This is a genomic window from Thiohalocapsa marina, assembly GCF_008632335.1.
GTDB classification, from domain to species: domain Bacteria; phylum Pseudomonadota; class Gammaproteobacteria; order Chromatiales; family Chromatiaceae; genus Thiohalocapsa; species Thiohalocapsa marina.
On sequence record NZ_VWXX01000010.1, the window covers coordinates 1 to 23,445 of the forward strand.

Annotated in this window: 18 protein-coding genes, 1 pseudogene and 1 CRISPR repeat array (1 of these 20 only partly in view); of the genes and pseudogenes, 14 read left to right on the forward strand and 5 right to left on the reverse strand. The window is 62.7% G+C overall.

Translation table 11 applies throughout. From position 1 onward, the window contains the following. Positions 1-549 (reverse strand): transposase (locus tag F2Q65_RS19920; RefSeq protein ID WP_246156086.1); only part of this gene is annotated, 549 nt, incomplete at its 3' end. A gap of 181 nt (positions 550-730) precedes the next feature. Here F2Q65_RS19920 and F2Q65_RS08690 point away from each other — a divergent pair. Next, positions 731-1,594 (forward strand): hypothetical protein, encoded by an 864-nt coding sequence (locus F2Q65_RS08690; protein ID WP_150092459.1) that lies wholly within the window; start codon positions 731-733, stop codon positions 1,592-1,594. A gap of 125 nt (positions 1,595-1,719) precedes the next feature. Then, entirely contained in the window at positions 1,720-5,031 is a 3,312-nt protein-coding gene (locus F2Q65_RS08695; protein WP_150092461.1) for a DUF7933 domain-containing protein, read from the forward strand. A gap of 285 nt (positions 5,032-5,316) precedes the next feature. Here the strand turns inward: F2Q65_RS08695 and F2Q65_RS19925 are convergent. The 3 genes and pseudogenes from F2Q65_RS19925 to aprB all read right to left on the reverse strand — a co-directional run. Beyond that, a pseudogene (locus F2Q65_RS19925) lies at positions 5,317-5,589 on the reverse strand (helix-turn-helix transcriptional regulator); the annotation flags it as partial. 320 nt (positions 5,590-5,909) lie between these two features. Next, entirely contained in the window at positions 5,910-7,889 is a 1,980-nt protein-coding gene (aprA, locus tag F2Q65_RS08705) for an adenylyl-sulfate reductase subunit alpha (RefSeq protein WP_150092466.1), read from the reverse strand. Positions 7,890-7,971: 82 nt separating this feature from the next. Then, a complete protein-coding gene (gene aprB, locus F2Q65_RS08710) occupies positions 7,972-8,439 on the reverse strand; it encodes an adenylyl-sulfate reductase subunit beta (protein ID WP_150092468.1) in 468 nt (155 codons plus the stop codon). A gap of 435 nt (positions 8,440-8,874) precedes the next feature. Between aprB and F2Q65_RS08715 the strand changes: the two genes are divergently transcribed. Genes F2Q65_RS08715 through polA form a run of 3 tightly spaced genes read left to right on the forward strand, consistent with a single transcriptional unit; the run spans position 8,875 to position 12,975 of the window. Then, positions 8,875-9,654 (forward strand): 16S rRNA (uracil(1498)-N(3))-methyltransferase, encoded by a 780-nt coding sequence (locus F2Q65_RS08715; RefSeq protein WP_246156088.1) that lies wholly within the window; start codon positions 8,875-8,877, stop codon positions 9,652-9,654. Next, entirely contained in the window at positions 9,651-10,211 is a 561-nt protein-coding gene (locus F2Q65_RS08720) for a hypothetical protein (protein ID WP_150092470.1), read from the forward strand. Before F2Q65_RS08715 ends, F2Q65_RS08720 begins: the two co-directional genes overlap by 4 nt. A gap of 37 nt (positions 10,212-10,248) precedes the next feature. Beyond that, entirely contained in the window at positions 10,249-12,975 is a 2,727-nt protein-coding gene (gene polA / locus F2Q65_RS08725; protein ID WP_150092472.1) for a DNA polymerase I, read from the forward strand. A gap of 33 nt (positions 12,976-13,008) precedes the next feature. Here polA and F2Q65_RS08730 read toward each other — a convergent pair whose 3' ends face one another. Then, positions 13,009-14,457 (reverse strand): NAD-dependent succinate-semialdehyde dehydrogenase, encoded by a 1,449-nt coding sequence (locus F2Q65_RS08730; protein WP_150092474.1) that lies wholly within the window; start codon positions 14,455-14,457, stop codon positions 13,009-13,011. A 676-nt stretch (positions 14,458-15,133) separates the two neighbouring features. Between F2Q65_RS08730 and F2Q65_RS08740 the strand changes: the two genes are divergently transcribed. The 9 genes from F2Q65_RS08740 (at position 15,134) to cas2 (ending at position 23,182) form a co-directional block, all read left to right on the forward strand. Further along, entirely contained in the window at positions 15,134-17,452 is a 2,319-nt protein-coding gene (locus tag F2Q65_RS08740; protein WP_150092478.1) for a CRISPR-associated endonuclease Cas3'', read from the forward strand. A 10-nt stretch (positions 17,453-17,462) separates the two neighbouring features. Continuing rightward, positions 17,463-18,146 (forward strand): type I-C CRISPR-associated protein Cas5c, encoded by a 684-nt coding sequence (gene cas5c, locus F2Q65_RS08745; protein WP_150092480.1) that lies wholly within the window; start codon positions 17,463-17,465, stop codon positions 18,144-18,146. Further along, positions 18,143-19,939 (forward strand): type I-C CRISPR-associated protein Cas8c/Csd1, encoded by a 1,797-nt coding sequence (cas8c, locus tag F2Q65_RS08750; protein WP_150092482.1) that lies wholly within the window; start codon positions 18,143-18,145, stop codon positions 19,937-19,939. The genes cas5c and cas8c overlap by 4 nt, the downstream gene beginning before the upstream one ends. Before the next feature lie 6 nt (positions 19,940-19,945). Beyond that, positions 19,946-20,854, forward strand: coding sequence for a type I-C CRISPR-associated protein Cas7/Csd2 (gene cas7c, locus F2Q65_RS08755; RefSeq protein WP_150092484.1), 909 nt, complete (start codon positions 19,946-19,948; stop codon positions 20,852-20,854). A 108-nt stretch (positions 20,855-20,962) separates the two neighbouring features. Continuing rightward, on the forward strand, positions 20,963-21,232 hold the full coding sequence (locus F2Q65_RS08760; protein ID WP_150092486.1) for an antitoxin: 270 nt from the start codon (positions 20,963-20,965) through the stop codon (positions 21,230-21,232). 3 nt (positions 21,233-21,235) lie between these two features. Then, on the forward strand, positions 21,236-21,520 hold the full coding sequence (locus F2Q65_RS20180) for a CRISPR-associated protein Cas4 (protein ID WP_211354004.1): 285 nt from the start codon (positions 21,236-21,238) through the stop codon (positions 21,518-21,520). Beyond that, on the forward strand, positions 21,480-21,845 hold the full coding sequence (gene cas4, locus F2Q65_RS20185; protein WP_211354005.1) for a CRISPR-associated protein Cas4: 366 nt from the start codon (positions 21,480-21,482) through the stop codon (positions 21,843-21,845). The genes F2Q65_RS20180 and cas4 overlap by 41 nt, the downstream gene beginning before the upstream one ends. After that, complete coding sequence (gene cas1c / locus F2Q65_RS08770) at positions 21,845-22,879, forward strand: type I-C CRISPR-associated endonuclease Cas1c (protein WP_150092488.1); 1,035 nt, start codon at positions 21,845-21,847, stop codon at positions 22,877-22,879. The genes cas4 and cas1c overlap by 1 nt, the downstream gene beginning before the upstream one ends. A 12-nt stretch (positions 22,880-22,891) precedes the next feature. Next, on the forward strand, positions 22,892-23,182 hold the full coding sequence (gene cas2, locus F2Q65_RS08775; protein WP_150092490.1) for a CRISPR-associated endonuclease Cas2: 291 nt from the start codon (positions 22,892-22,894) through the stop codon (positions 23,180-23,182). 176 nt (positions 23,183-23,358) lie between these two features. Continuing rightward, positions 23,359-23,445: direct repeats of the CRISPR family, unit length 32 nt; unit sequence GTCGCCCCCCCTGCGGGGGCGCGGATTGAAAC; it runs 9,879 nt beyond the window's last position.

The window sequence follows — 23,445 nt, forward strand, 5'->3', positions numbered from 1 at the left end:
TGTTCTCGCCCCCCCCAAAAAACTTGTTAAATTCTTTGGGTTCTTACCCCTCCCCTCTGCGGCGGTGGGGGGTGGGGGGGTTTGGTTTTTTCTACCCCCCCCTACCGTGCATCCGTATAGGTTATTTCTGAATCGTGCCTTAGCGGGGGTGGGGATGCGCCGTAGGCGTTCGAGCGCGAACGGCGGGCGGGCACGATAGCGCAGCAGCCGCTCTAGGCCGGCACGATCGTGCGCACCCACGCGCACCGCGGCATCCAGCGAGAAGCCGCTGTTGTCCCAAGCGAGCATCTCGCGAGCATCGTCCGGCTCGATCAGGTCGCTGCGGGCGAACCAGCGCAACACCCGCACGCGCACCTGCTCGGCGATGGCGGCAACGGCCTCTGGTGTCAGCTCAGCGGCGTCGCAAAAGCGCGCGGCTTGCGGGTCATCATCGGCGTCCTCGACCGGTTCGACTTTCGGGCAGACTGCGACCTTACCGCGGCAACCCGCTTCACCCGCATTCAATGCGGAAATGCCCTCCGGCAGGGCAAATACGCAATAAATAGGCATTTTCCCAGACCCACGCTACACTCATACTCGTCGCGCCACGTCGGATGTGGGTCACCTGACGCCCCAGAAATGCGCGAACACCAAAGCGCAAGCCGCGGTCCGTCCCTGCGCCTCAAGCGCTCGACCAGGCGCCAGACCGCGTGCGATCCAGAAATTCTGACTACTAACCGAGCAAGCCTCCATGTCTCATCGTTTCTGCCTGGCCGCCATTCTGTTCTCCGTTCCATTTGCCTCCGTCAATGCCGACATTGTTCATTCAGACGACGTCATCATACAGTACAGCAACTGCACAGGGACCGATTGTGTAAGCGGAGAGGTTTTTGGCGCGGACACCATCCGGCTCAAGGAGAACAACCTGCGTATCCATTTCCTGGATACAAGCAGCTCATCCGCCTTCCCAAACAATGATTGGCGTATCGTCATTAACGACTCCATCAACGGCGGACGTAACTATTTTGCTGTTGAAGACGCAACGGCTGAAAATCTGCCGTTCACGATCAAGGCCGGCGCGGGCGCTAACGCGTTGCTCATCGACGAAGGCGGCAAGATCGGGATCGGCACAGACAGTCCGACGACAACCTTGCATGTCGTCAGCGGCAACACTCCGACCCTGCGCCTGGACCAGGATGGCTCCCAGGGGTTCACCCCGGGCGCCTGGAATTTGTCGGCAACCGAAAGCGTGTTCAGTGTTCGCGAGGACAACAGTGGTCCGGCGCAGATGCGGCTCGACAGCAATGGTAATCTCTCCATCACTGGCCAACTTACGACCGCTGCCGACACCTACCCGGATTATGTGTTCGACCCCCATTATCAACTCATGCCCATGGACGAACTACGGACATTTATCGCTGAAAAACGCCATTTGCCCAACGTCCCCTCCGCTGACGAAATCGTCAAAAACGGCCTGAACCTCACCGACATGCACGTCAGGCTCATGGAGAAGGTCGAGGAACTCACGCTCTACACCCTACAGCAGCAGGAGATGATCGACCTGCTCTTGCGGCGCTTGGGAACTCTGGAGCAGGCTCGACAGAAGAACCCATGAGCCTGCACCAAGGCGATGTATCCCTTTTCAAACCAACCCTCCAGTAGCTCGGCGCCGGGGAGAGCAGACGCGTGATCGTAAAATTCATAAGCGTACGCAGGGGGCCTGCGCGGACAATGGTTGGAGTGCTGTCCATCCTCGCGTCCGGCGCAGCGTTCGCCCTGCCGACGTTCGACAAGGCATTTCTGCCAAGCAGTATCGGCCCCGGCAGCACCAGCACCCTGACCTTCACCATCGATAACAGCGCCTCCGCCAGCCCGGCGACCGATCTGGCCTTTGTCGACACATTGCCGGCCGGCATCACCCTTGCAACCCCCGCGTCGGCCAGCACCGACTGCCTGAACGCCAGCATCAATGCGCCGGATGGTGGCAATACCCTTAGCATCAGCGGCGGGAGACTCGGTGGCGGCCAGGAATGCCGGGTCACCGTGAATGTCACCAGTTCGACCCCGGGGGTTCACACGAACATCTCCGGCGATCTCACCTCCAGCGCCGGCAACAGTGGCCTTGCCAGCGCTGACCTGACAGTCGATTCCGCCCGACCTGGCTTTACCAAAATGTTTTTTCCGTCCAGCGTCAACTGGGGTGGGCGCAGCACTCTGAGCTTCACAATCGACAATGCTTTAAGTGCGATTAGCTACGACCGCCTTGCCTTTGTCGACAACCTTCCCGCCGGATTGACGGTCGCGTCGCCCGCCAATGCATCGACCACCTGCGGCAATCCCCTACTGAACGCTACGCCCGTAATCGCAACTGCAACAACAAACACGATCGCCGTCACTATAGCCGGTGCTTCGGTACCGGGCTATGAGGCCTTGGCAGCAGGCGACGAATGCACCGTGAACGTCGACGTGATCGCGACCGGCACCGGCGTGCTTGGCAATGTCTCGGGCGATCTGACCGCATCGCCGAACTTTTCCTCTGCCGGCAAGGCCACGGCCGCACTGCAGATCGCCAGCGACCGGGTCGCCTTGTCGAAGGCGTTCACCGATGATCCGGCGATCCCTGGAGAGACAACCACGCTGCGTTTCACCGTCTTCAACCGCGACCAATACCACAGGGCCACCGACATCGCCTTCACCGATGATCTCGGCGCCACGCTTACAGGGTTGAATGCCACCAGCGTGCAAGGCAACACCTGCGATGGAACGGTCCTCGCCGGATCGAACGTCACTTTTTCCGGCGGCAGCCTCGACCCGGGCGCAAGTTGCAGCGTCCTGCTCGATGTCGCGGTGCCGGACACCGCCGCGGTGGGCGCCTACCCGAACGCCACCAGCAGCCTGACCGCCATCGTCGACTCGACACCGGTAATTGGCAGCCCGGCCACGGACACCCTGTTTCTGGCGTTTGCGCCGTCACTGAGCAAGGAATTCATCGGTGATCCCGTTGGCGCCGGCGACAACGTAACGCTGAGATTCAACATTCAGAATACAAGCAGCACGGCGAATGCCACGGCGATCACATTCATTGACGAACTCACCACGTTCCTGCCCTACCCCCTGTCGGCCACAGTGCCGGCATCTCCCTGCGGCACCGGCTCGTCAGTCGCGATTATATGGCTCGACTCCGAGCGAGAGGCTTTAAGTCTAAGTAACGGCGAGTTAGCCCCCAGTGGCGCCTGCAGCTTCGACGTTGCCATCGACATCCCAACCGGTATCGGCGGCAGCTACATCAACACCACCGGTGAGATCACGGCAACGATCGATAGCGAGACAACCACCGGGAAACCGGCCTCGGATACCCTCATCGTGACCAAGGGGGTGCGCCTGCGCAAGGCCTTCGGCGATCCCGTCGCATCGGGCGACGTGGTTACCCTGGACTACCTGCTCGGCAATGACCAGGACGACACCCTACGCGCCTTCAGCGAGATCAGCTTCACCGACAATCTGGACGGCGCCCTGACCGGACTTGCGGCAGTTGCCCTGTCAAGCAATTCCTGCGGCGGGACCGTAGACTTTTCCAATCCGAGCATCATCGATGTCAGCGGTGCCGCCCTCGCCGGCGGATCAACCTGCAACATAGCCTTGACCCTGCAGGTTCCGGCCGCCGCGCTACCCGGAACTTACCAGAGCACGACCAGCGAGGTGTCCTCCGTGGTCGATGGCATCACCACCCTGTCCGTTCCCGGGGAGGACTTTCTGGACATCAGTGGTCTGCGTCTCACCAAGGCGTTCATCGACGACCCTGTACTCCCCGGAGATCCCGCGACCCTGCGCTTCACCCTGCACAACACCACGGCCAGCGAGACGGCAACCGGCATCAGCTTCACTGACCATCTGAACGCCACGCTGACAGGGTTGTCCGCTACCACCCCCCTTCCCGTCACGGCCCCTGACTGTGGCCCGAACTCGAGCCTCTCCGGCGTCAGCACTCTGCTTTTTTCCAACGGCTCGTTGAACGCCGGTACATCCTGCAGTTTCGACGTGCCGCTGGTGGTGCCCACTAATGCCCCGGATGGTGATTACGCCAATACCACCAGCAGTCTCAGCGCGATCATCGACGGGAGTCCGGTCACCCTCGCTGCGGCGGCTGACAGCCTGAAAGTGGACACCAGGCTACTGGCCCTGAACAAGTCGTTCAGCGCCGACACGGTCGCCCCGGGCGGCGCACTGGCGCTGAGCTTCACCTTGACGAACCTGCACCCGGACCGATCAGTGACCGCGATTGAGTTCAGCGACGATCTGGGAGCGGTCATGCCCGGATTGACCGCCGCCAGCGTCGCGTCCAATACCTGCGACGGCACCATTACTACCGGTCCCACCCTGGGCTACAGCGGCGGCACCCTTGGAGCCGGCGCCTCCTGCAGCTTCAGCGTCGACCTGCAAATGCCAGCAGTCATCCCGCCCGGAGTCAATCCGTTCGTCAACACGACCGGCGAGATCAGCGGGATGATCGACGGTGTCGCGGTAACCGGTGGCGTCGCCAACGACGACTTCCTCGGCCGGTTGCTGGCGCTGTCGATGGAGTTTATCGGTGACGCCTACCCGGGCGAACTCATCCAGCTTGTAATGACCATCGACAATCTGGATCCGGCCAATCCCGTACCGGACATCGCCTTCAGTACCGACCTGGGGGGCATACTGCCGGGCCTGGCTGCCGAGGGTCTGCCTCTGACCGGCGTATGTGGCGCCAACTCCCTGATCCAGGGTGCCGGGACTATCAATCTGACCGGCGGCAGTCTGGAGGCGGGCGGTCGTTGTCGTTTTGCTATCGACGTACGGATTCCTCAGGACGCAACGCCGGGCGAGTACAACGGTCGCTCGGCGCCCATGTTCATCTACGGTACGGAAAATGGTGCTCCCGCCTTGGCAAGCATCACGGTTTCATTGCACGTGCAGCCCATTCCGACCATGCATGAATGGGCCTTGCTGCTTCTGGCATTGTTATTGCCTGTGCTCGGCATGAGATACCTTTTGGCACGCCAAGCAAAGCCGTAAGGAAACGCTGATTTTTCAGCGTTTCCGGTACGACAGTGGAATCCGTCTGCGCCTTGCGAGCACACCTGCCGAGCACGGATAGGTAGTCAAAGCCGCACTGAGGCGGGACGATAGCGGAGCTCTCGATGCGAGATCAAGGACCGGCAACATGGCGGAGCGACTTCGCGCGACGGGCGTGCGCTGACGCACTGGACCCACGCCGAGCTGGTCGCTGAGGCCATCGCCCGAGGCATCGTCACCTCGATCTCGCCGGACTCGACTGGGCGCTTCCTGCGCGAGACGGACCTCGAGCAGACGCTCGGTGGCGAGCAGGGCGTAGAGTTCGCGCTTGTTGAGCCAGAAGCCGGGGAGTTCGAAGCGGGGCGCATTGGGGCTGTAGCGATAGCCGTTGATGGCACAAGCATATTCGATCGGGGTGCCCATGAAGTCCTTCATATAGCCCAGATCGCGTACCACGGTGTCCCGGAAGGCCTCCGGTGCCTCCTGGAGCTTGGCCAGCGAGCGCGGCTTCTGCTGGAGCAGGGTATGCAGACGGTAGATGCGTTCCGCGCGATTGATGCCGCAGAGGATATCCGATTCCTCGGTTACGGAGAGACTTGCCGACAGCGCGCTGGCGCGGACCGCTGAATGCGGCAGGCAAGCGGCTGAGGGCGCACAAGACAACTGCAGGAAGGGCGCAATGAAAAGGCCCGGCCACCTTGGGAGACGCTGATTTATTGGCCATCCTGGCCAAAAATCGGCACGCGATTCGAAAACGCGGTTTCCGAATCGCTTCATTTTCAGCGGCGTACGCCGCTAAAAATGGCGGAGCCTCCTGCCCCGCACGGGAAATGCTGAATAAATCAGCGTTTCCCGTGCGGTGGGCCGAGCCTCGAGGCTTACTTGAACAGCTTGGATTTGTCGACGATATCGACGTGGGCGCGCTTGAAGCAGGTCCAGGTCCTGGACTCCTTGTCATAGATAGAGTTGACGAAGCACTTCCAGTTTTCTTCGTCCACGTAGTTGTGATCCATCCGGTAGTAGAAGCCGGGGTAGCGGCTCTCTTCGCGGAACTGGATGTGCTTCATGTGCGCCTCGGCCGTGAGGATGCGGTGGTAGTTTTCCCAGGCCCGCAGCAGTTCGTGCAGGTCTTTCGCGCGCATCTTCTGCGCGTCTTCCTTCAGCATCTCAAGCTTTTCTTCGGCCACGGCCATCATGTGGGCGTTGGTCTGGTACATGGTGGAAACACCGGCCACGTACTCGTCCATGATCTTCTGCAGGCGGAACTGCAGCATCTTCGGCGTGATGTAGTTGGGGTTCACGTCGATAGCGGTGGTGTAGTCCTTGTGCTCCATGTAGTTGCGCACGGGCCTGTAGATCTCTTCCACCAACTGGTCGACAGGCGTGTCGAGCTCTGGCTTGTGATCCTTGTTGTCCATGCAGAACTTGACCATGGCCTTGGCCGCGATGCGCCCCTCGGCGTGTGAGCCGGAGGAGAACTTGTGGCCGGAGGCACCGACACCGTCAGCGGCGGTGAACAGGCCCTGCACCGTGGTCATGCCGCGGTAGCCCCAGTTCCAGCCGGAGGGCAGGTGTCCGGGGATCTTGTCCTTATCGGCATGCTCCTCGCTGGTGGGTGCGCCCAGGTCCTCGGGACCGGAGGTCCAGATGCCGCAGCAGCCGGAGTGGGAGCCGAGCAGGTAGGGCTCGGTGGGCATCAGCTCAGAGTTCTTCTTCTCGGGCTCGATGTTCTCACCGGCCCAGACACCGGCCTGACCGATGCACATGTCCAGGAAGTCTTCCCAGGCCTCGGCCTCGAGGTGCTTGATCTCCTTGGGGGTCATGGTCTCGGCGAGCTTGCCCAGCGCGGTGACGGTGTCCATCCAGATGGGACCGCGACCTTCGCGCATCTCTTTCATCATCAGGTGGTTGCGCAGGCAGGACGCCGGCACCTTGGCCTGTCCATAGGGCGGGAAGTCGTCCAGCAGCTCCTTGTTGGTCTCCATGTAGACCTCGCCGAAGGCGTTGGTCGCCTTGGCCTTGAACAGCAGGAACCAGGCGCCCACCGGGCCGTAACCGTCCTTGAAGCGGGCGGGCACGAAGCGGTTTTCCATCATGGTCAGCTCGGCGCCGGCCTCGGCGGCCATGGCGTAGGTAGAGCCGGCGTTCCAGACCGGGTACCAGGCGCGGCCGGTGCCCTCACCAACGGAGCGCGGACGGAAGATGTTCACGCAGCCGCCGGCTACCAGCAGGCAGGCCTTGAACTTGTAGACGAAGACCTTGTCCTCGCGCACCGAGAAGCCGACGGCGCCGGCGATGCGGTTCTTGTCGTTCTTGTCGTTGACCAGCTTGACGATGAACACCCGCTCCTGGATGCGCTCGGTGCCCAGGGCCTTCTTCGCGGCCTCGGCGACGATCCACTTGTAGGACTCGCCGTTGATCATGATCTGCCACTTGCCGGAACGCACCGGCTGGCCGCCTTCGACCAGGGGCTTGCCTTCGTCACCGGGCTGCTTCCAGATGGGCAGGCCCCACTCCTCGAACAGGTGCACCGAGTCGTCGACGTGGCGGCCCAGGTCGTAGGCCAGGTCGTCGCGGGTGATGCCCATCAGGTCGTTGGAGACCATGCGCGCGTAGTCGGCGGGATCCTGGTCGCCCAGGTAGGTGTTGATGGCCGACAGGCCCTGGGCCACGGCGCCGGAGCGGTCCATGGCGGCCTTGTCCACCAGCTTGACCTTCAGGTCCACGCCCTGGGCCTTGGCCTGCTCGAGCCAGGGGCCGATCTCGTAGGCCGCGCCGCAAGCACCCATGCCGCCGCCGATGATGAGGATGTCGACCTCTTCCTCGACAATCTCGGGATTACCGAATTCTCCTGCCATTTTCGTTGCCTCTGTATTCTCTTGAACCGGATGTCGCTCGCCGCCGCTGTCGGGGCGATGCGGGTCTGTGTGGCGTGGCCGCTTACTTGCGGATCAGCTCGGACGGATCACCGGGCTTTTGCACGCCGCCCAGGGTGAAGTAACCGGGCTCGCCGATCTTGGCGATGTCGGCAGAGGGCTTGCCGCCGTACGGATCGATGGACCCTTCCGGCGTGGTGCGGATGGGAAACTTGAAGCGCTTCATGTTGCCGTTGCGGAACTTGATGGTCCACATGATGGAGTCGGTGCCGCGCAGGGGCTGCACGGACGCGCCCATGGGCACCACGTCGGCGTAGTGGCGGGCCTCGATGGCCTGCTGCGGGCAGATCTTGACGCAGGAGTAGCATTCCCAGCACTGCTCGGGCTCCTGGTTATAGGACTTCATGGCCCAGCCGGTTTCGGAGCCGTCCTTGTCCAGCTTCATCAGGTCGTGGGGGCAGATGTACATACAAGCGGTCTTGTCCTGACCCTTGCAGCCGTCGCACTTGTCGGTACGGACGAAAGTTGGCATGGTGCTGGTTCTCCTAACGTCTCTGCAGCAGAATGGATTCTGCGTGGAAAGGTCGCATCAGTGATGCGGCAATGGTGATGCCTCTGCGGAACTGGTGGTCCGCCGAAGCTCTCTGCTCTGCGTCTCCCGGCGCGATCCTGGCTAGGCCTCGCCCGCTCCGACCTGGGCTTCCCTTATGAACTCAGCCATCCGCGTCCGTGGGGCGCCAGCGGCTGGTGCCTGGTTGTTAGGGGGAGGAGCATATGGGGCGGGTGGAAAAGGTGTCAAAACAGTATTTGCCGGCGTCTGCATAAAATCGGCTTATCAGGAGAACCATGATGCTACCCCATGTTCTCCCCAACAGTTGCTGATACCATTCGGGCTGTGCGGGCTTGTCGAGATCTGCCCGCCCCAGGGCGATATCTCCCTGACTGATCAATGAACACGCCAACTGACATGGCATCGAACAAACATTCGGCCCAGACGCCGGCGCAACGGGACATGCGCATTCACCGCATCTACACGCCGCAGGGCCTGGCGGTGGGTACCCGGTTGCGGCTGGAACCGACGGCGTCGAAACATCTGACCCAGGTGTTGCGCCTGAAGGCCGGCGACCCGCTGGTGCTGTTCAACGGCGACGGCCGCGACTACGCTGGCGTCCTCTGCTCGGCGGAGCGTGCGTCGGCGCAGGTGCAGATCGATGCTGTCGGTGAGCCGGAGCCCGTGCCCGCGCTGGCGATCACGCTGGCGCTGGGCATCTCCCGGGGCGAGCGCATGGACTATGCTTTGCAGAAGGCCGTCGAACTGGGGGTCGCCCGGGTGAGGCCGCTGTTTACCGAGCGCAGTGTCGTGCGCCTGCGTGACGAGCGCTTGCAGAAACGGGTGCAGCACTGGCAGGGGGTGATCGTGGCGGCCTGCGAACAAAGCGGTCGTCGGCGCCTGCCCAGGCTGGCAGGGCCGGAGGCGCTGCTGGACTGGTTGCCGCGGGCGCAACCGGGCGGCCTGCTGCTGGATCATCGCGGCGCCGTGCCGCTGCCGTCGCTGTCGCCGCCGGCAGATGACCGACTGACCGTACTGGTGGGGCCGGAAGGCGGCCTGGCGCCTGCTGAGCGCGAGGCGGCCCTGGGGCAGGGCTTTCGGGCGGTCCGCCTGGGACCGCGGATCATGCGGACCGAGACCGCGCCCCTTGCGGCCCTGGCGGCCATTCAGACCTTGTGGGGGGATTTTCGCGCGTGAGCCCCCGCCCGATGACCAGCCAGCGCCTGATCCGTTGCTACAGCGCCTATTTTCGTGGCTGGGCGCAGGCCTTCGGTGTGCACGAGCTGCTTGGGGACGCGGCGCATGACCTGCGCTGGCTGCTGGGCGAGCAGCAGCTGGGGCTGATCCTGACGCCGGCCATCCAGCCGTTGCTGGCGTCGCTGCTGCACGAGCCGGCGGATGGCCCCGACACCGCTCATGTCCAGCAGCGCAGTCAGCATCCCGGTCAAGACACCGGCCAAGGTCACGGCCAACACGACCGGCACCGCAGTGAGGCACGGCTGGAGGTGCGTCTGGACGCGCAGGCGCTGGTTATCGGCACGCTGACCGCGCCCATCGCTCCGGCGCACCAGCACCTGCTGCAACGCGCCCGCGCGCTGCTATACGACCGTCGCGATCTGCATCTCTATCAGACCTATCACCTGGTCTACCCCAGCGGCACCCGCATCCTGACCCTGAGTCAGCGCCCGCCCCTGGGGCTGATATACCGCGAGCTGCAGCCGCTGCGCTGCACCCTGATTGCAGACGAACCATGATACCGTTAGGTCTTTCCACTCCACCTCGCAATCGCGCATGCAACACCGGCACCCGTTCATCCTCGTCGACGCCTCGGGCTACCTGTTCCGGGCCTACCACGCCCTGCCCAAGCTGACCAATTCCCGCGGCGAGGCCACCGGCGCGCTGGTGGGTGTGCTGAACATGCTGCGCAAGCTCATCGACGAGCAGCGACCGGACTACATCGGCGTGGTCTTCGATGCCGCCGGGCCCACCTTCCGCGACCGCCTCTACGCCGACTACAAGGCCAACCGGCCGCCGATGCCGGAGGACCTGCGCGAGCAACTGGAGCCGCTGAAGGAGATCATCCGCGCCATGGGGCTGCCGCTGCTGGTGGTGCCGGACGTGGAGGCGGACGACGTCATCGGCACGCTGGCCACGCGGGCGGCCGCCGCCGGCATCGCCACGCTGATCTCCACCGGCGACAAGGACATGGCGCAACTGGTGGATGACCGCATTACGCTGGTCAACACCATGTCCGACACCGTGCTGGATGCGGACGGGGTGCGGGAGAAGTTCGGCGTGCCGCCGGAGCGCATCGTCGATTACCTGAGCCTGATGGGCGACAGCATCGACAACATCCCCGGGGTGCCCAAGTGCGGCCCGAAGACCGCCGCCAAGTGGATCAACGAGTACGGCAGCCTGGACGACGTCATCGCCCACGCGGATGAGATAAAGGGCAAGATCGGCGAGCACCTGCGCGCGAGCCTGGAACAGTTGCCGCTGTCGCGCACGCTGACCACCATCAAGCGGGACGTGGCGCTGGACTTTGCCCCCGAGGATCTGACGCCGACCCCGCCGGACGTGGGCACCCTGCGCGACTGGTACGAGCGCATCGAGTCGCGGCGACTGCTGGCCACCCTGGACGCGGAATCGTCAGGCGATACCGCCGCCGAGCCCGCGCCCGCCGCCGACTACGCCCTGGTGCTGGACGATGCGGCCTTCAGCGACTGGCTGGCGCGTCTGGCGGCGGCGGAGCTGTTCGCGTTCGACACCGAGACCACCAGCCTGGATTACATGCAGGCCCGGATCGTCGGCGTCTCCTTTGCGCTGGCGTCGGACGACGGCCGCATCCAGGCCGCCTATATGCCGGTGGCGCATGACTATCCCGGCGCACCGGAACAGCTTGGGCGCGAGCGGGTGCTGGACGGGCTGCGGCCGTTGCTGCAAGACCCCGACCGGCCCAAGGTCGGCCAGAACCTGAAATACGACATCAGTGTCTGCGCCAATCACGGCATTGCGGTGCAGGGCGTTGCGCACGACACCATGCTGCAAAGCTATGTGCTGGACAGCACCGCCACCCGGCATGACATGGACTCGCTGGCCAAGAAATATCTGAACCACGAGACCATCCGCTTTGAGGATATTGCGGGAAAGAAGGGGGCCGGCAAGGGCTCCAGGCAACTGACCTTCGACCAGATCCCGCTGGAGCAGGCCGGCCCCTACGCCGCCGAGGACGCCGACGTGACCTTGCGGCTGCATCAGGCGCTCTGGCCGAAGGTGCAGGCCGTGCCGTCGTTGCAACGGGTCTACCAGGAGATCGAGCTGCCGCTGGTACCGGTGTTGTCGCGCATGGAGCGGCTTGGCGTGCGCATCGACGTCGATGCGCTCAAGGACCAGAGCCAGGCGCTGGCCCGGCGCATTGCCGAGCTGGAGGAACGCGCCTATGCCGCCGCCGGGCGCCGCTTCAACATGGGCTCGCCGAAGCAGATCGGCGCGATCTTTTTCGACGAACTGAAGCTGCCGGTGGTGGCCAAGACGCCCAAGGGCGCCCCGTCCACATCCGAGGCGGTGCTGGAGAAGCTGGCCGAGGACGGCCACGAGCTGCCAGGCATCATCCTGGAGCATCGCGGCCTGTCCAAGCTGCGCTCCACCTACACCGACAAGTTGCCGCAGATGGTCAACCCGGACACCGGGCGGGTGCACACCAGCTATCACCAGGCGGTTGCCGCCACCGGGCGGCTGTCGTCGTCCGACCCGAACCTGCAGAACATCCCCATCCGCAGCGAGGACGGGCGGAAGATCCGCCAGGCCTTCGTGCCGGAACCGGGGTATCGCATGCTGGCGGCGGATTATTCGCAAATCGAGCTGCGCATCATGGCGCATCTGTCCGGCGACGAGCGCCTGCTGGCCGCCTTCGCCGCCGGCGCCGACATCCACCGCGCCACCGCCGCGGAGATCCTGGGCGTGGCGCAGGAAGCGGTCACCAGCGAACAGCGCCGCTCGGCCAAGGCGATCAACTTCGGCCTCATCTACGGCATGTCTGCCTTCGGCCTGGCACGGCAGCTCGGCATCGAGCGGGCCGAGGCGCAGGCCTACGTCGACCTGTACTTCGCCCGCTATCCCGGGGTGCGGGCGTTCATGGACGACATCCGTGTCCAGGCCCGGGCCGACCGTTATGTCGAGACCCTGTTCGGCCGCCGGCTCTACCTCACCAATATCAACCACAGCAACCAGCAACTGCGCAACGCCGCCGAGCGCACCGCCATCAACGCGCCCATGCAGGGCACCGCGGCGGACATCATCAAGCGGGCCATGATCCGGGTGGATCAGTGGATCCGGCAGGAGCAGCCACCGGTGCGCATGATCATGCAGGTGCACGACGAACTGGTGTTCGAGGTGGAGGCCGATGCCGTCGATCAGGCCTCGGCACGCATCCGCGAGATCATGCAGGGGGCCGCCGAGCTAAAGGTGCCGCTGATCGTGGACGTCGGCGTCGGCGACAACTGGGATCAGGCCCACTGACCCGACCACGGGGCCGGCGCCGTCGGCAGCCGGTCAGATCCCCATGCACAGGTACTTGGTCTCGAGATATTCCTCGATGCCCTGCCGGCCGCCCTCGCGTCCCAGTCCTGACTGCTTGATGCCGCCGAAAGGCGCGACCTCGGTCGAGATCAGACCGGTGTTGATGCCGACCATGCCGTATTCCAGCGCCTCGGCGACACGCCAGACACGCGACAGGTCGCGGGCATAGAAGTAGGCCGCGAGCCCATACTCGGTGTCGTTGGCCTGGGCGATGACCTCGGCTTCGTCGTGAAAGCGGAACAAGGGCGCGATGGGGCCGAAGGTCTCCTCGTGGGCGATGCGCATGGCGGCGGTGACCTCGGTCAGCACCGTGGGCTCGAAGAAGGTGCCGCCGAGGGCGTGGCGCTGACCGCCGCTCAGCACCCGCGCGCCCTGGTTGCGGGCGTCTTCGAGCTGCGCCTCGACCTTGGCCAATGCCCGATCCGAGATCAGCGGCCCCAGTGTCACCCCCTCGTCGAAGCCGTTTCCAGGACGCAGCTGCGCGACCTGTGCCGCGAGCCGTTCGGCGAAGGCGTCGTAGATGCCGTCCTGCACATAGAGCCGATTGGCGCAGACGCAGGTCTGGCCGTTGTGGCGATACTTGGAGCGCATCGCGCCCTCCACCGCAGCCTCCAGGTCGGCGTCGTCGAAGACGATGAAGGGCGCGTTGCCGCCGAGTTCCATGGACAGGTTCAGCACCCGTTCGGCCCCCTGGCGCAGCAACTGGCGGCCAACGGCGGTGGAGCCGGTGAAGCTCAGCTTGCGCACCCGTGGATGGCTGCAGAAGGCCTGGCCGATGGCCTCGGCCTGGGTCGAGGTCAGTATGCTGAAGAGCCCGGCCGGCAGCCCCGCGCGCTCGGCGAGCAGCGCCATGGCCAGCGCAGAGAGAGGCGTCTCCTCGGCCGGTTTGACCACCATGGCGCAGCCCGCGGCCAGCGCGGCTGCGACCTTGCGCGCAATCATGGCGTTGGGGAAGTTCCAGGGCGTGATGGCCGTGGTGACACCGATGGGCTGCTTGAGCACCAGCAGGCGCTGATTGGGCTGAGGCGCCGCGATGGTCTCGCCGTAGACGCGCCGGGCCTCTTCGGCAAACCACTGGATGTAGGCCGCGCCATAGGCGATCTCGCCGCGCGCCTCCGCCAGCGGCTTGCCGGACTCGGCGGTGAGGATGATGGCCAGATCCTCGGCATTGGCGCGCAGCAGCTCGCACCAGCGGTGCAGGATCTGTGCGCGGGCAGCGGCGGTCAGCGCGGCCCAGGCGGTCTGGGCCTCGGCGGCGGCATCGATGGCCTGGTGGGCGATGCCGGCGTCCAGATCCGGCACCTGACCGAGGGGTTTGCCGGTGGCAGGGTTGGTGACGGTGAAGGATGCCTGCTCATGGGCGAAGATCCACCGGTCACCGATCAGGGTGCGATCGAGCAGCAAGCTGGGGTCGGTGAGCATGGTTTTGGTCTTGATATTCAATTGGTGTTCAGGGTGTGTGATGTTGCGGATGAGGTCACCTTAGTCGGAGTGCTGGCCTTCGAGCGAGAGGAGGGCGCTCGACTGCCTCTATGCCACGTAGCGAACGTTTAGGCCGAGGAGCCGGATGCCCGAATCGGGCACGTTCGGGTCTGTGGGAACCGCGGGTGAGCGATCACCCGGCCACCTGAGTTCAATATACTCCGTCCACGCCGCCTAAAACCGCCCGATCACTGCCTCGGGTGCGGGTCCGGCCCGAGCCGGCGCTAACGCCGCCTTGCTCGTGATCCAGCCTGCTGATCGACCATCTCCACGCTCATTCACAAATTCGCCGCCGCCTAAGTGGCACCACCACCGTCACTGTGGCGTGCTCGCGCCCGACTCGCCCCTTCGGACGGCTGCCGCATCGCTTTTGGGGCGTGCATTGGCGGATGCACCGATGACGCTCCCGTCAAGCGGATTCTCGGGCGGCTTGAATTTCCTCTATACGAAATTGAAATAACTGTGTACTAATTAGCGTGATGAAAATGTTTTCGATCTGTTGCCATCAAGCTCAGGTTGCTATACCCTGGACCTTTTTAATGAGTAAGTTGGAAGTGACAATCCGTTTCTGTCTTGCAAATCTGATTCGGATACAAAGCGAAGACGTAACCAATATATGCTCAGTGTGCTCAAGAAGGATCAAGCGGCGTTTCTCCTGGCTCACTCGAACCCGCAACACTCGGATGACCCCTCCCAATGGGAACCGCTGCTGGGAGCCAGTGGTCATCTGCATCGAGTCACACGCCGTACCCTGCGGTTTGCCCGCAGCGCCTTCGGGCAACTCCCTGAACTAGCTGTCCTGGGCCTGCTCGCAGGGCGTTGGCATGATCTGGGCAAATTCTCCGACGCCTTTCAGCAGTATCTGCGCGGTGTGGGCGCCGACAGCCATAAGGGCGAAAGAACTGGGCGCGTGGACCACAGTAGCGCTGGTGCCCAGCATGCCATGGCGACGCTGGCGCCCCCCTTCAATGCGATGCTGGCCTATGCGATCGCCGGACATCACGCCGGACTATTGAATGGACTCGACAGCCAGCGCACCTGTCTGAAGGCCCGATTGCGGAAAACCGATCTTCCTCCGTGGCGTGAAGCTGTCCCAGAGAAACTGCTGACGGGAACGGGCATCGCCATTCCGCGGGGGATCAGCGGCACGAAACCCGAAATCGCCTTCCAACTCGGCTTTGCCACGAGAATGCTGTTCTCCTGTCTGGTGGATGCCGATTTTCTGGCCACCGAATCCTTCATGAATCCGGTGCAGTCGGCGCAGCGGCCCAAGGGGAAGGCTGATTTTGCCGTCATCGCCGCCGGTTTCGACGCACGACTCGACGAACGCTTCGCCACAGCGCAGGGCCGCGTTGCCGAGGCCCGGGCAAGGGTGCTGGATGCCTGTCGGCGGCAGGCGCTGGGGCGACCGGGCCTCTACTCACTGACCGTCCCGACCGGCGGCGGCAAGACCCTCTCTTCCCTGACCTTCGCGCTCAAGCACTGCGCGGCCAATGGTCTGAATCGCATCATCTATGCCATCCCCTTCACCAGCATCATCGAGCAGACCGCAGAGGTGTTCCGCGCGTTTCTGGAGGGCTGCGCCGAGGATGTCGATCAGTTGATCCTGGAGCACCACTCGAACTTCGATCCTGAGCTGGAAACCACAAGGACACGGCTCGCCAGTGAAAACTGGGATGCGCCGCTGGTGGTGACAACCAATGTCCAGTTGTTCGAATCGCTGTTCGCCAACAAACCCGTCCGATGCCGCAAGCTGCATCGCATCGCCAATTCGGTCATCGTGCTCGATGAGGTGCAGACCCTGCCGGTGACGCTGCTGGCGCCTTGCCTGCGGGTGATCGAGTTGCTCGTCAATCAGTACGGATGCACGGTCGTGCTCTGCACGGCAACCCAGCCGGCACTGGAGCGCCGCGAGGATTTTCGCATCGGTCTGCCCGCGCCTCGGCCCATTATCGAGGATCCTGTCAGTCTGTATCGCGCGTTGCAACGCGTCGAACTGCGCGATGCCGGTTCACTAGACTGCCCAACCCTGGCCGTGCGCATGTCCGCGTGTGAGCAAGGCCTGGCCATCGTCAATACCCGCGCGCACGCGGCTGCCGTGTTCGAGGCCTTGCAGGCGCACGCTGGGGCTGATGGCTGTTTCCATCTCAGTGCTGCGATGACGCCGGACCATCGCAGCCGCAGGCTTGCCGAGATTCGGCAGCGCTTGGCGGACGGGGCGGTTTGCAGAGTCGTCTCAACCCAACTGATCGAGGCCGGCGTCGACGTCGATTTTCCCGTGGTCTGGCGTGCACTGGCCGGGCTGGATTCGGTGGCTCAGGCTGCGGGGCGCTGCAATCGCGAAGGTCAACGAGATACCGGGATCACCTGGATCTTCCGTCCTGAGGAACCGGCGTTTGCGCGCCTGTTCGGAACGATCAAAACCGGCGCCAGTGCCACCAGTCAGGTCATCGATGCCGGGCATCATCAGGACCTGCTAGGGCTGGATGCCATCGAGCATTACTTCCGGCTGCACTACTGGTCCCGGGAGCAGGACTGGGACAAGCAGAAGATCAGTGACTGCTCGCGAGTTGGCGACCCGAAACTGCCGCTGGATGTGGACTTCGCCACCATGGCCGAGCGATTCCGGTTCATCGATGACACACAGCGCCCGGTGCTCATCGGCTGGGACGACGAGAGTCGCGCCCTGATCGACGTACTGCGGCGACTCGATGGACTCGGACGTTATCCCGATCGCAAATTATCCCGACGCCTGCAGCGCCTGTCGGCTTCAGTGGCCGAACGGCGCTGGAAGCAGGCGTTGCAGGCGAATCAGATCGAACTGCTCTGTGACCGCTTCGCGGTGCTCCTGGCGCCAGACCTGTACTACGACCGCGACCTCGGCTTGCGGCTCGATGCCGATCCAGTCTACGACGCTCAATTTCTCATCCAGTGAAGGAGGACAGATGACACAAGGCGTGAAACTGCTTGTTCGAGGGGACTATGCCTGCTGGACGCGCCCTGAAATGAAGGCCGAACGCGTGTCCTACGATGTCATGACCCCCTCGGGGGCACGCGGGGTACTCGAGGCCATCTACTGGAAGCCGCAAATCCGCTGGGTGATCGATCGCATCCGGGTACTGGCGCCGATCCGCTTTACCAACATCCGGCGCAATGAAGTGGCCAGCAAGATCCCGGTCGGCACGGTGAAGAGCGCGATGAAGGGCGGTGGACAGATCCTCGGACTGTATGCCGACGAGGATCGTCAGCAACGCGCCTCGCTGCTGCTGCGGGACGTCTGCTATGGCATCGAGGCTCACTTCGACATCCTCGACACCCGCGAGGCCGACGGCACGCGCAATGCGGAGCCTGCGGGCAAGCATTTGGATATCTTCAATCGGAGGCTCCGCAAGGGTCAGTGTTTCCATCGGCCCTATCTCGGCACGCGGGAATTCGCGGCTGACTTCCTGCCGGTTGCCGACTGGCCGGACTGTCCCGAAGAACTCAGAGGTGAGCAGGATCTGGGCTTCATGCTGCATGACATCGATTTCGCCGATGGCATGACGCCGAGGTTCTTTCGCGCGCGGATGGTCGATGGCGTGATCGATGTGCAGCAGTGCCTCGAAGCGATGGGAGGTACGGTGGCATGATCCTCCAGTCGCTCAACCAGCTCTATGATCGGCTGGCCGAAGACGCCAGCTACGGAATTGCACCGGCGGGCTACAGCGCTCAGAAGATCGCCTTCGTTGTCGTGTTGCATCCGGATGGTCGCTTGTATGGCATCGATGACGTGCGCGAAGAAAAAGGCAAGCGTCGCATCTCTCGGCAGATGCTGGTGCCTGGGCAGGCCAAGCCATCGGGGTCAGGGATCAACCCCTGTTTTCTCTGGGACAACAGCGCCTACCTGTTGGGTCATGTCGGACCCAAAAAGTCGAATGAATCGGATGAGGCATTCGAGAAGCGCCGTCTTCGCACCGAAAAGTCCTTCGACGGCTTTCGGGCCAAACATCTTGATCTCGAATCCCAGATCGATGACCCCGGCTATATGGCTCTTTGCCGCTTTCTGAAGTGCTGGAATCCGGATCGCTGCCGGGAATTCGGGTTGCTCGACGAACTTGATAGCGGCTTCGGCGTGTTTCAACTCATTGGTGAAACCCGCTATCTCCACCAACACGCCAAACTTGAAGCCTGGTGGAAAAGGCAAACGGACGAACCAGCACAAAAAACCGCCGCCAGTCTCTGTCTGGTCACGGGTGAGCGCGCTATCCCGGCCCGGACCCATGAGCCCAAGCTCAAGGGTGTTGCGGGTGCGCAGTCCTCGGGGGCGGCGCTGGTCTCATTCAACTGTGATGCGTTCAAATCCTATGGTAAGGACCAAAGCCTGAATGCACCCGTATCGGAGCAGGCAGCCTTCCGCTATTGCACCGCATTGAATGGTCTCCTTTCCGGCCCATCCAGTGACAAACATCGCATCTCGGTCGGGGATACAACGGTGGTTTTCTGGACCGAAAAGGCAACGGTGACGGAGCAATGGTTAGCGGACTTCTTGAGTGGAAATATCGAGGCCGAGGCGCAAGATGAAACTGCCCGGGAGCAGACAAAAGCATTGCTGCAAGCACTGCGCAGTGGGGGCGGCGAGTTGAAGGTCGTCGGCGATGATCCCGCAACGCCGGTGCAGATTCTGGGGCTGGCGCCCAATGCAGCAAGGCTGGCACCTCGCTTCTGGCACACTGGCTCGCTCGGCGACCTGTTCGACAAACTCAAGGCGCATCACGATGCCTTGCGCGTGGTGCCTCAGCATGGGGCGGGCAGCAAACGCCCGGATCCCGAATTTCCGCCTATCTGGATGCTGCTGCGAGAAACCGCCCGCGAAAGCAAAGATATCTCGCCCCTGCTCGGCGGCGCCTTGATGCGCGCCATTCTGGAAGGGACGGCCTATCCCGACTCACTCGCCAGTGCGGTGATTCGACGCATTCGGGCAGACCGAACGATCAACTACATGCGCGCCGCTATTCTGAAGGCATGGCTGCTGCGCAAACCTCACCAAAAAGGAGATATCAGCGTGAGTCTCGATACAGATAACCTCGATCCCGCCTATCGGTTGGGTCGTTTGTTCGCGGTACTGGAGTCTGCTCAGTATGCAGCACTGGGTAATGTTGGCGCAGGCATCCGTGATCGCTTCTACAGTTCCGCCTCGGCCACGCCCGCCATCGTCTTTCCTCGGTTATTGCGGACTTACCAGCATCACCTGGGCAAGATGACTCAGGGTGCCACGATTGCCTTTGAAAAGCGGGCGCAAGACATCATCAGTGGCATCGACGCGATGCCATCGCACCTTAACCTGGAGGCTCAGGCCCGCTTTGCCCTGGGTTACTACCACCAACGTCAGGCGCTGTTCGACGGCGCCAAAAAACCAGAATCTGTTCCAGAGAAAAAGGAGTAATCGGCCATGCAGAATCGCTACGACTTCATCTATCTGTTCGATGTCAAGGACGGCAACCCGAATGGTGATCCCGATGCCGGCAATCTCCCGCGGGTGGATGCCGAGACCGGGCATGGCCTGGTTACGGATGTTGCACTCAAGCGGAAGATTCGGAACTTCGTCGGCCTCATGCATGACGAACAGCCGCCCTATGAGATCTACGTCAAGGAAAAGGCCATACTTAACAAACAGCATGAACGGGCCTACCAAGCCCTCGGAATGGATGCATCAGGAAAGGAAGGGAAGCGCAAGGGTGGGGCCGATCAAGTTGAAAAAGCCCGGCAATGGATGTGCAAGAATTTTTTCGACGTGCGGACCTTTGGCGCTGTCATGTCGACCGGAACCAATTGTGGGCAGGTGCGGGGTCCGGTTCAGTTGATTTTTGGCCGCTCGGTCGATCCAGTGATCTCGTCGGAGCATGCGATCACCCGCATGGCGGTTACGACGGAAGGGGAGGCGGAAAAGCAACAGGGAGACAACCGCACCATGGGCCGGAAGTTCACTGTTCCCTACGGGCTGTATCGAACGCATGGTTTCATCAGCGCCCCACTCGCCGAGCAGACCGGCTTTTCTGATGACGATCTGGAACTTCTCTGGAAATCACTCGAACAGATGTTCGAGCACGACCGCTCCGCCGCTCGTGGCCAGATGAGTGCGCGCACTCTGCTGCTGTTCAAGCACGATGATCGGCTCGGCAATGCACCCGCTCACGCGCTGTTTGATCGAGTATCTGTCCAACGCACCAACCCCGAACTTCCTGCACGAGAGTTTGCTGATTATCAGATTCGTTTCGACGATCAGCCTCTGGACGAGGCGGTTCGGGCGAGAGGCAGCAGGGACTTGGGCAACGGCATCACCCTGATCCGGAGAATTTGAACGAGATGGGCTGCTCGCTGTGCCTTGGTGCGGCAGCCCCGCCTTGCTGCTCTGCCCACTCAGGCATAGGCTTGTGCCTATGCTTCCCATTGATCGGAGTCATGACTGATGAATCGCCACCGCCACGTTCGTCTGTTTCGCAACGGTCGCAACCAGGCCGTGCGCATTCCTCGCGATCTCGAGTTGCCGGGTGATGAGGCCATCCTGCGCAAGGAAGGGGATCGGCTGATCCTCGAACCAGCCCCACCGCACTCATTGCTACAGGTGCTGGACACGCTGGAACCCATTGAAGAACGCTTCCCGGAGATTGGAGACCCGCCGCCCGGCCGCGAATTCACCCGCGTGAAAGACCTGCATGTTGAAGACTGGCTGGAATAATCAATGTCACCATCAGGCCGGGATGCTGATTTTCTGTCCCTTTCTGCCCTGCAGCACTTCGCCTACTGCCCGCGTCAGTTCGCCCTGATCCATATCGAGCAGCAGTGGGCGGAGAATCGTTTCACGGCGGAGGGGCAGGTGCTGCACGAACGCGTCAACGATGGCGAGCCGGAGCACCGGGGTGATCTGCATATCGCCCGCAGTCTGCGTCTGATCTGCCACAGTCTGCAGGTCACGGGTGTGGCGGATGTCGTCGAATTCCATCCAGTCGATGACGACACCGGTTGAATACAAGCGGGGACGCTCCAAGGCGGATGACTGGGACCGCATCCAGCTCTGCGCGCAGGCCATGGCCTTGGAGGAGATGCTTAACACCGCCGTTCCGGAAGGGGCGCTATTCTACGGAAAACCGCGGCGGCGCGAACGCGTTGCGCTCGATGCAGGACTCCGCGACAAGACGCGCGATCTGGCCCGCGCCGCCCGCATGATGCTTGAGCACGGACAGACGCCCGCACCGGAACCCGGTCCCAAATGCCACCACTGCTCGTTGCGCGAAATCTGCGTGCCGGACAGCACCAGCGCCAGCGCATACCTGCATCGGATGTTGGACTGATGAAAAAATTGCTCAACACCCTGTATATCACCACTCAGGGCGCCTGGCTGGCGCGCGAGCGTGAAAATGTGCTGGTCCGGGTCGAACAGGAGACCAGGCTGCGATTACCGATCCACACCCTGGGCAGCATCGTCGGGTTCGGTCAGGTGAGCGCCAGTGCCCCGTTGATGGGGCTTTGCGCCGAACGGGGCGTCTCGCTCAACTTTCTCACCGAGCAAGGGCGTTTTCTCGCCCGCATGGAAGGCCCGGTATCCGGTAACGTCCTGCTCAGGCGCGCCCAATACCGCGCCAGTGATGATCCCGACGCAACCGCGGGCATCGCCGCGACCTTGGTGGCGGCCAAGGTCGCCAACAGTCGTTTCGTCTTGCAACGAAGCCTGCGTGACCGGTCCAAGGATGGGCAGCCCCCGGCCGTACAGTCTGCAGTTGATCACCTGACTACACTTCAGCGCCGCATTCGCCGCGAGACCATGGATCTCGATCGGGTCCGAGGCTACGAGGGCGCCGCTGCGCGCGCCTATTTCGAGGTTTTCGATGACTTGATTCTGTCCAAAGCCAAGGCGTTTCGCTTCCAAGGCCGAAGCCGGCGACCACCGCTGGATGCGGTCAATGCCCTGCTGTCGTTCACCTATACGCTGTTACGGCATGATATTGCCGGGGCGCTGGAAGGGGTCGGTCTGGATCCCGCCGTCGGCTTTCTGCATCGCGACCGCCCCGGTCGTCCGGCGCTTGCGCTCGATCTGATGGAAGAGCTTCGTGCGCCCTTGGCCGACCGGCTGGTCCTGGCGCTGATCAACCGGAGGCAAATCAAACCCGGCGGCTTCACTGTCACCGAAAGCGGCGCGGTGAGCATGGATGACGACACGCGAAAAGCCTTGCTTGTCGCCTGGCAGGAACGCAAGCGTGAGACAGTGCGTCATCCCTATCTTGAGGAGACAGTCGAGATCGGGCTGATCCCGCACCTGCAGGCCCGACTGCTGGCCAATTTTCTGCGAGGAGGCCTTGATGCCTACCCCGCGTTCGTCTGGCGTTGAGGACACGGCATCATGATGGTCTTGGTCACTTATGATGTCCGCACTGACAGTGACGGTGGCGAGAAGCGGTTGCGGCGCATCGCAAAGGTCTGTCAGGACTATGGGCAGCGAGTGCAATATTCCGTTTTCGAATGCCTGGTCGATCCGGCGCAGTGGACCTACCTGAAGCAACAACTGCTTGACGAGATGGATCCTGAGCAAGACAGCCTGAGGTTCTATTTTCTTGGTGCCAATTGGAGACGGCGCGTCGAGCACGTCGGCAGCAAACCCGGCTACGACCCTGAAGCCCCTTTGATTCTGTAGGCGCGAACCCCAAGCGCCCAAGTTTTCTCCAGTGGGTTCGCGCAGTTTTTTGCACTTTTAAATCAATAGGTTACTTGCAGTCAAGCAACCGCTTGGTGTAGCGGATGCTGGAATCCAACTGGGTTCGCGAATTTGGCGGCTTTACGCGTCTTGATTCAAAGCGTTAGGCTTGCGAGGTCGCCCCCCCTGCGGGGGCGCGGATTGAAACGTCGGCGGGCTCCCAGCCCAGGCGGCAGGTGGCAGGTCGCCCCCCCTGCGGGGGC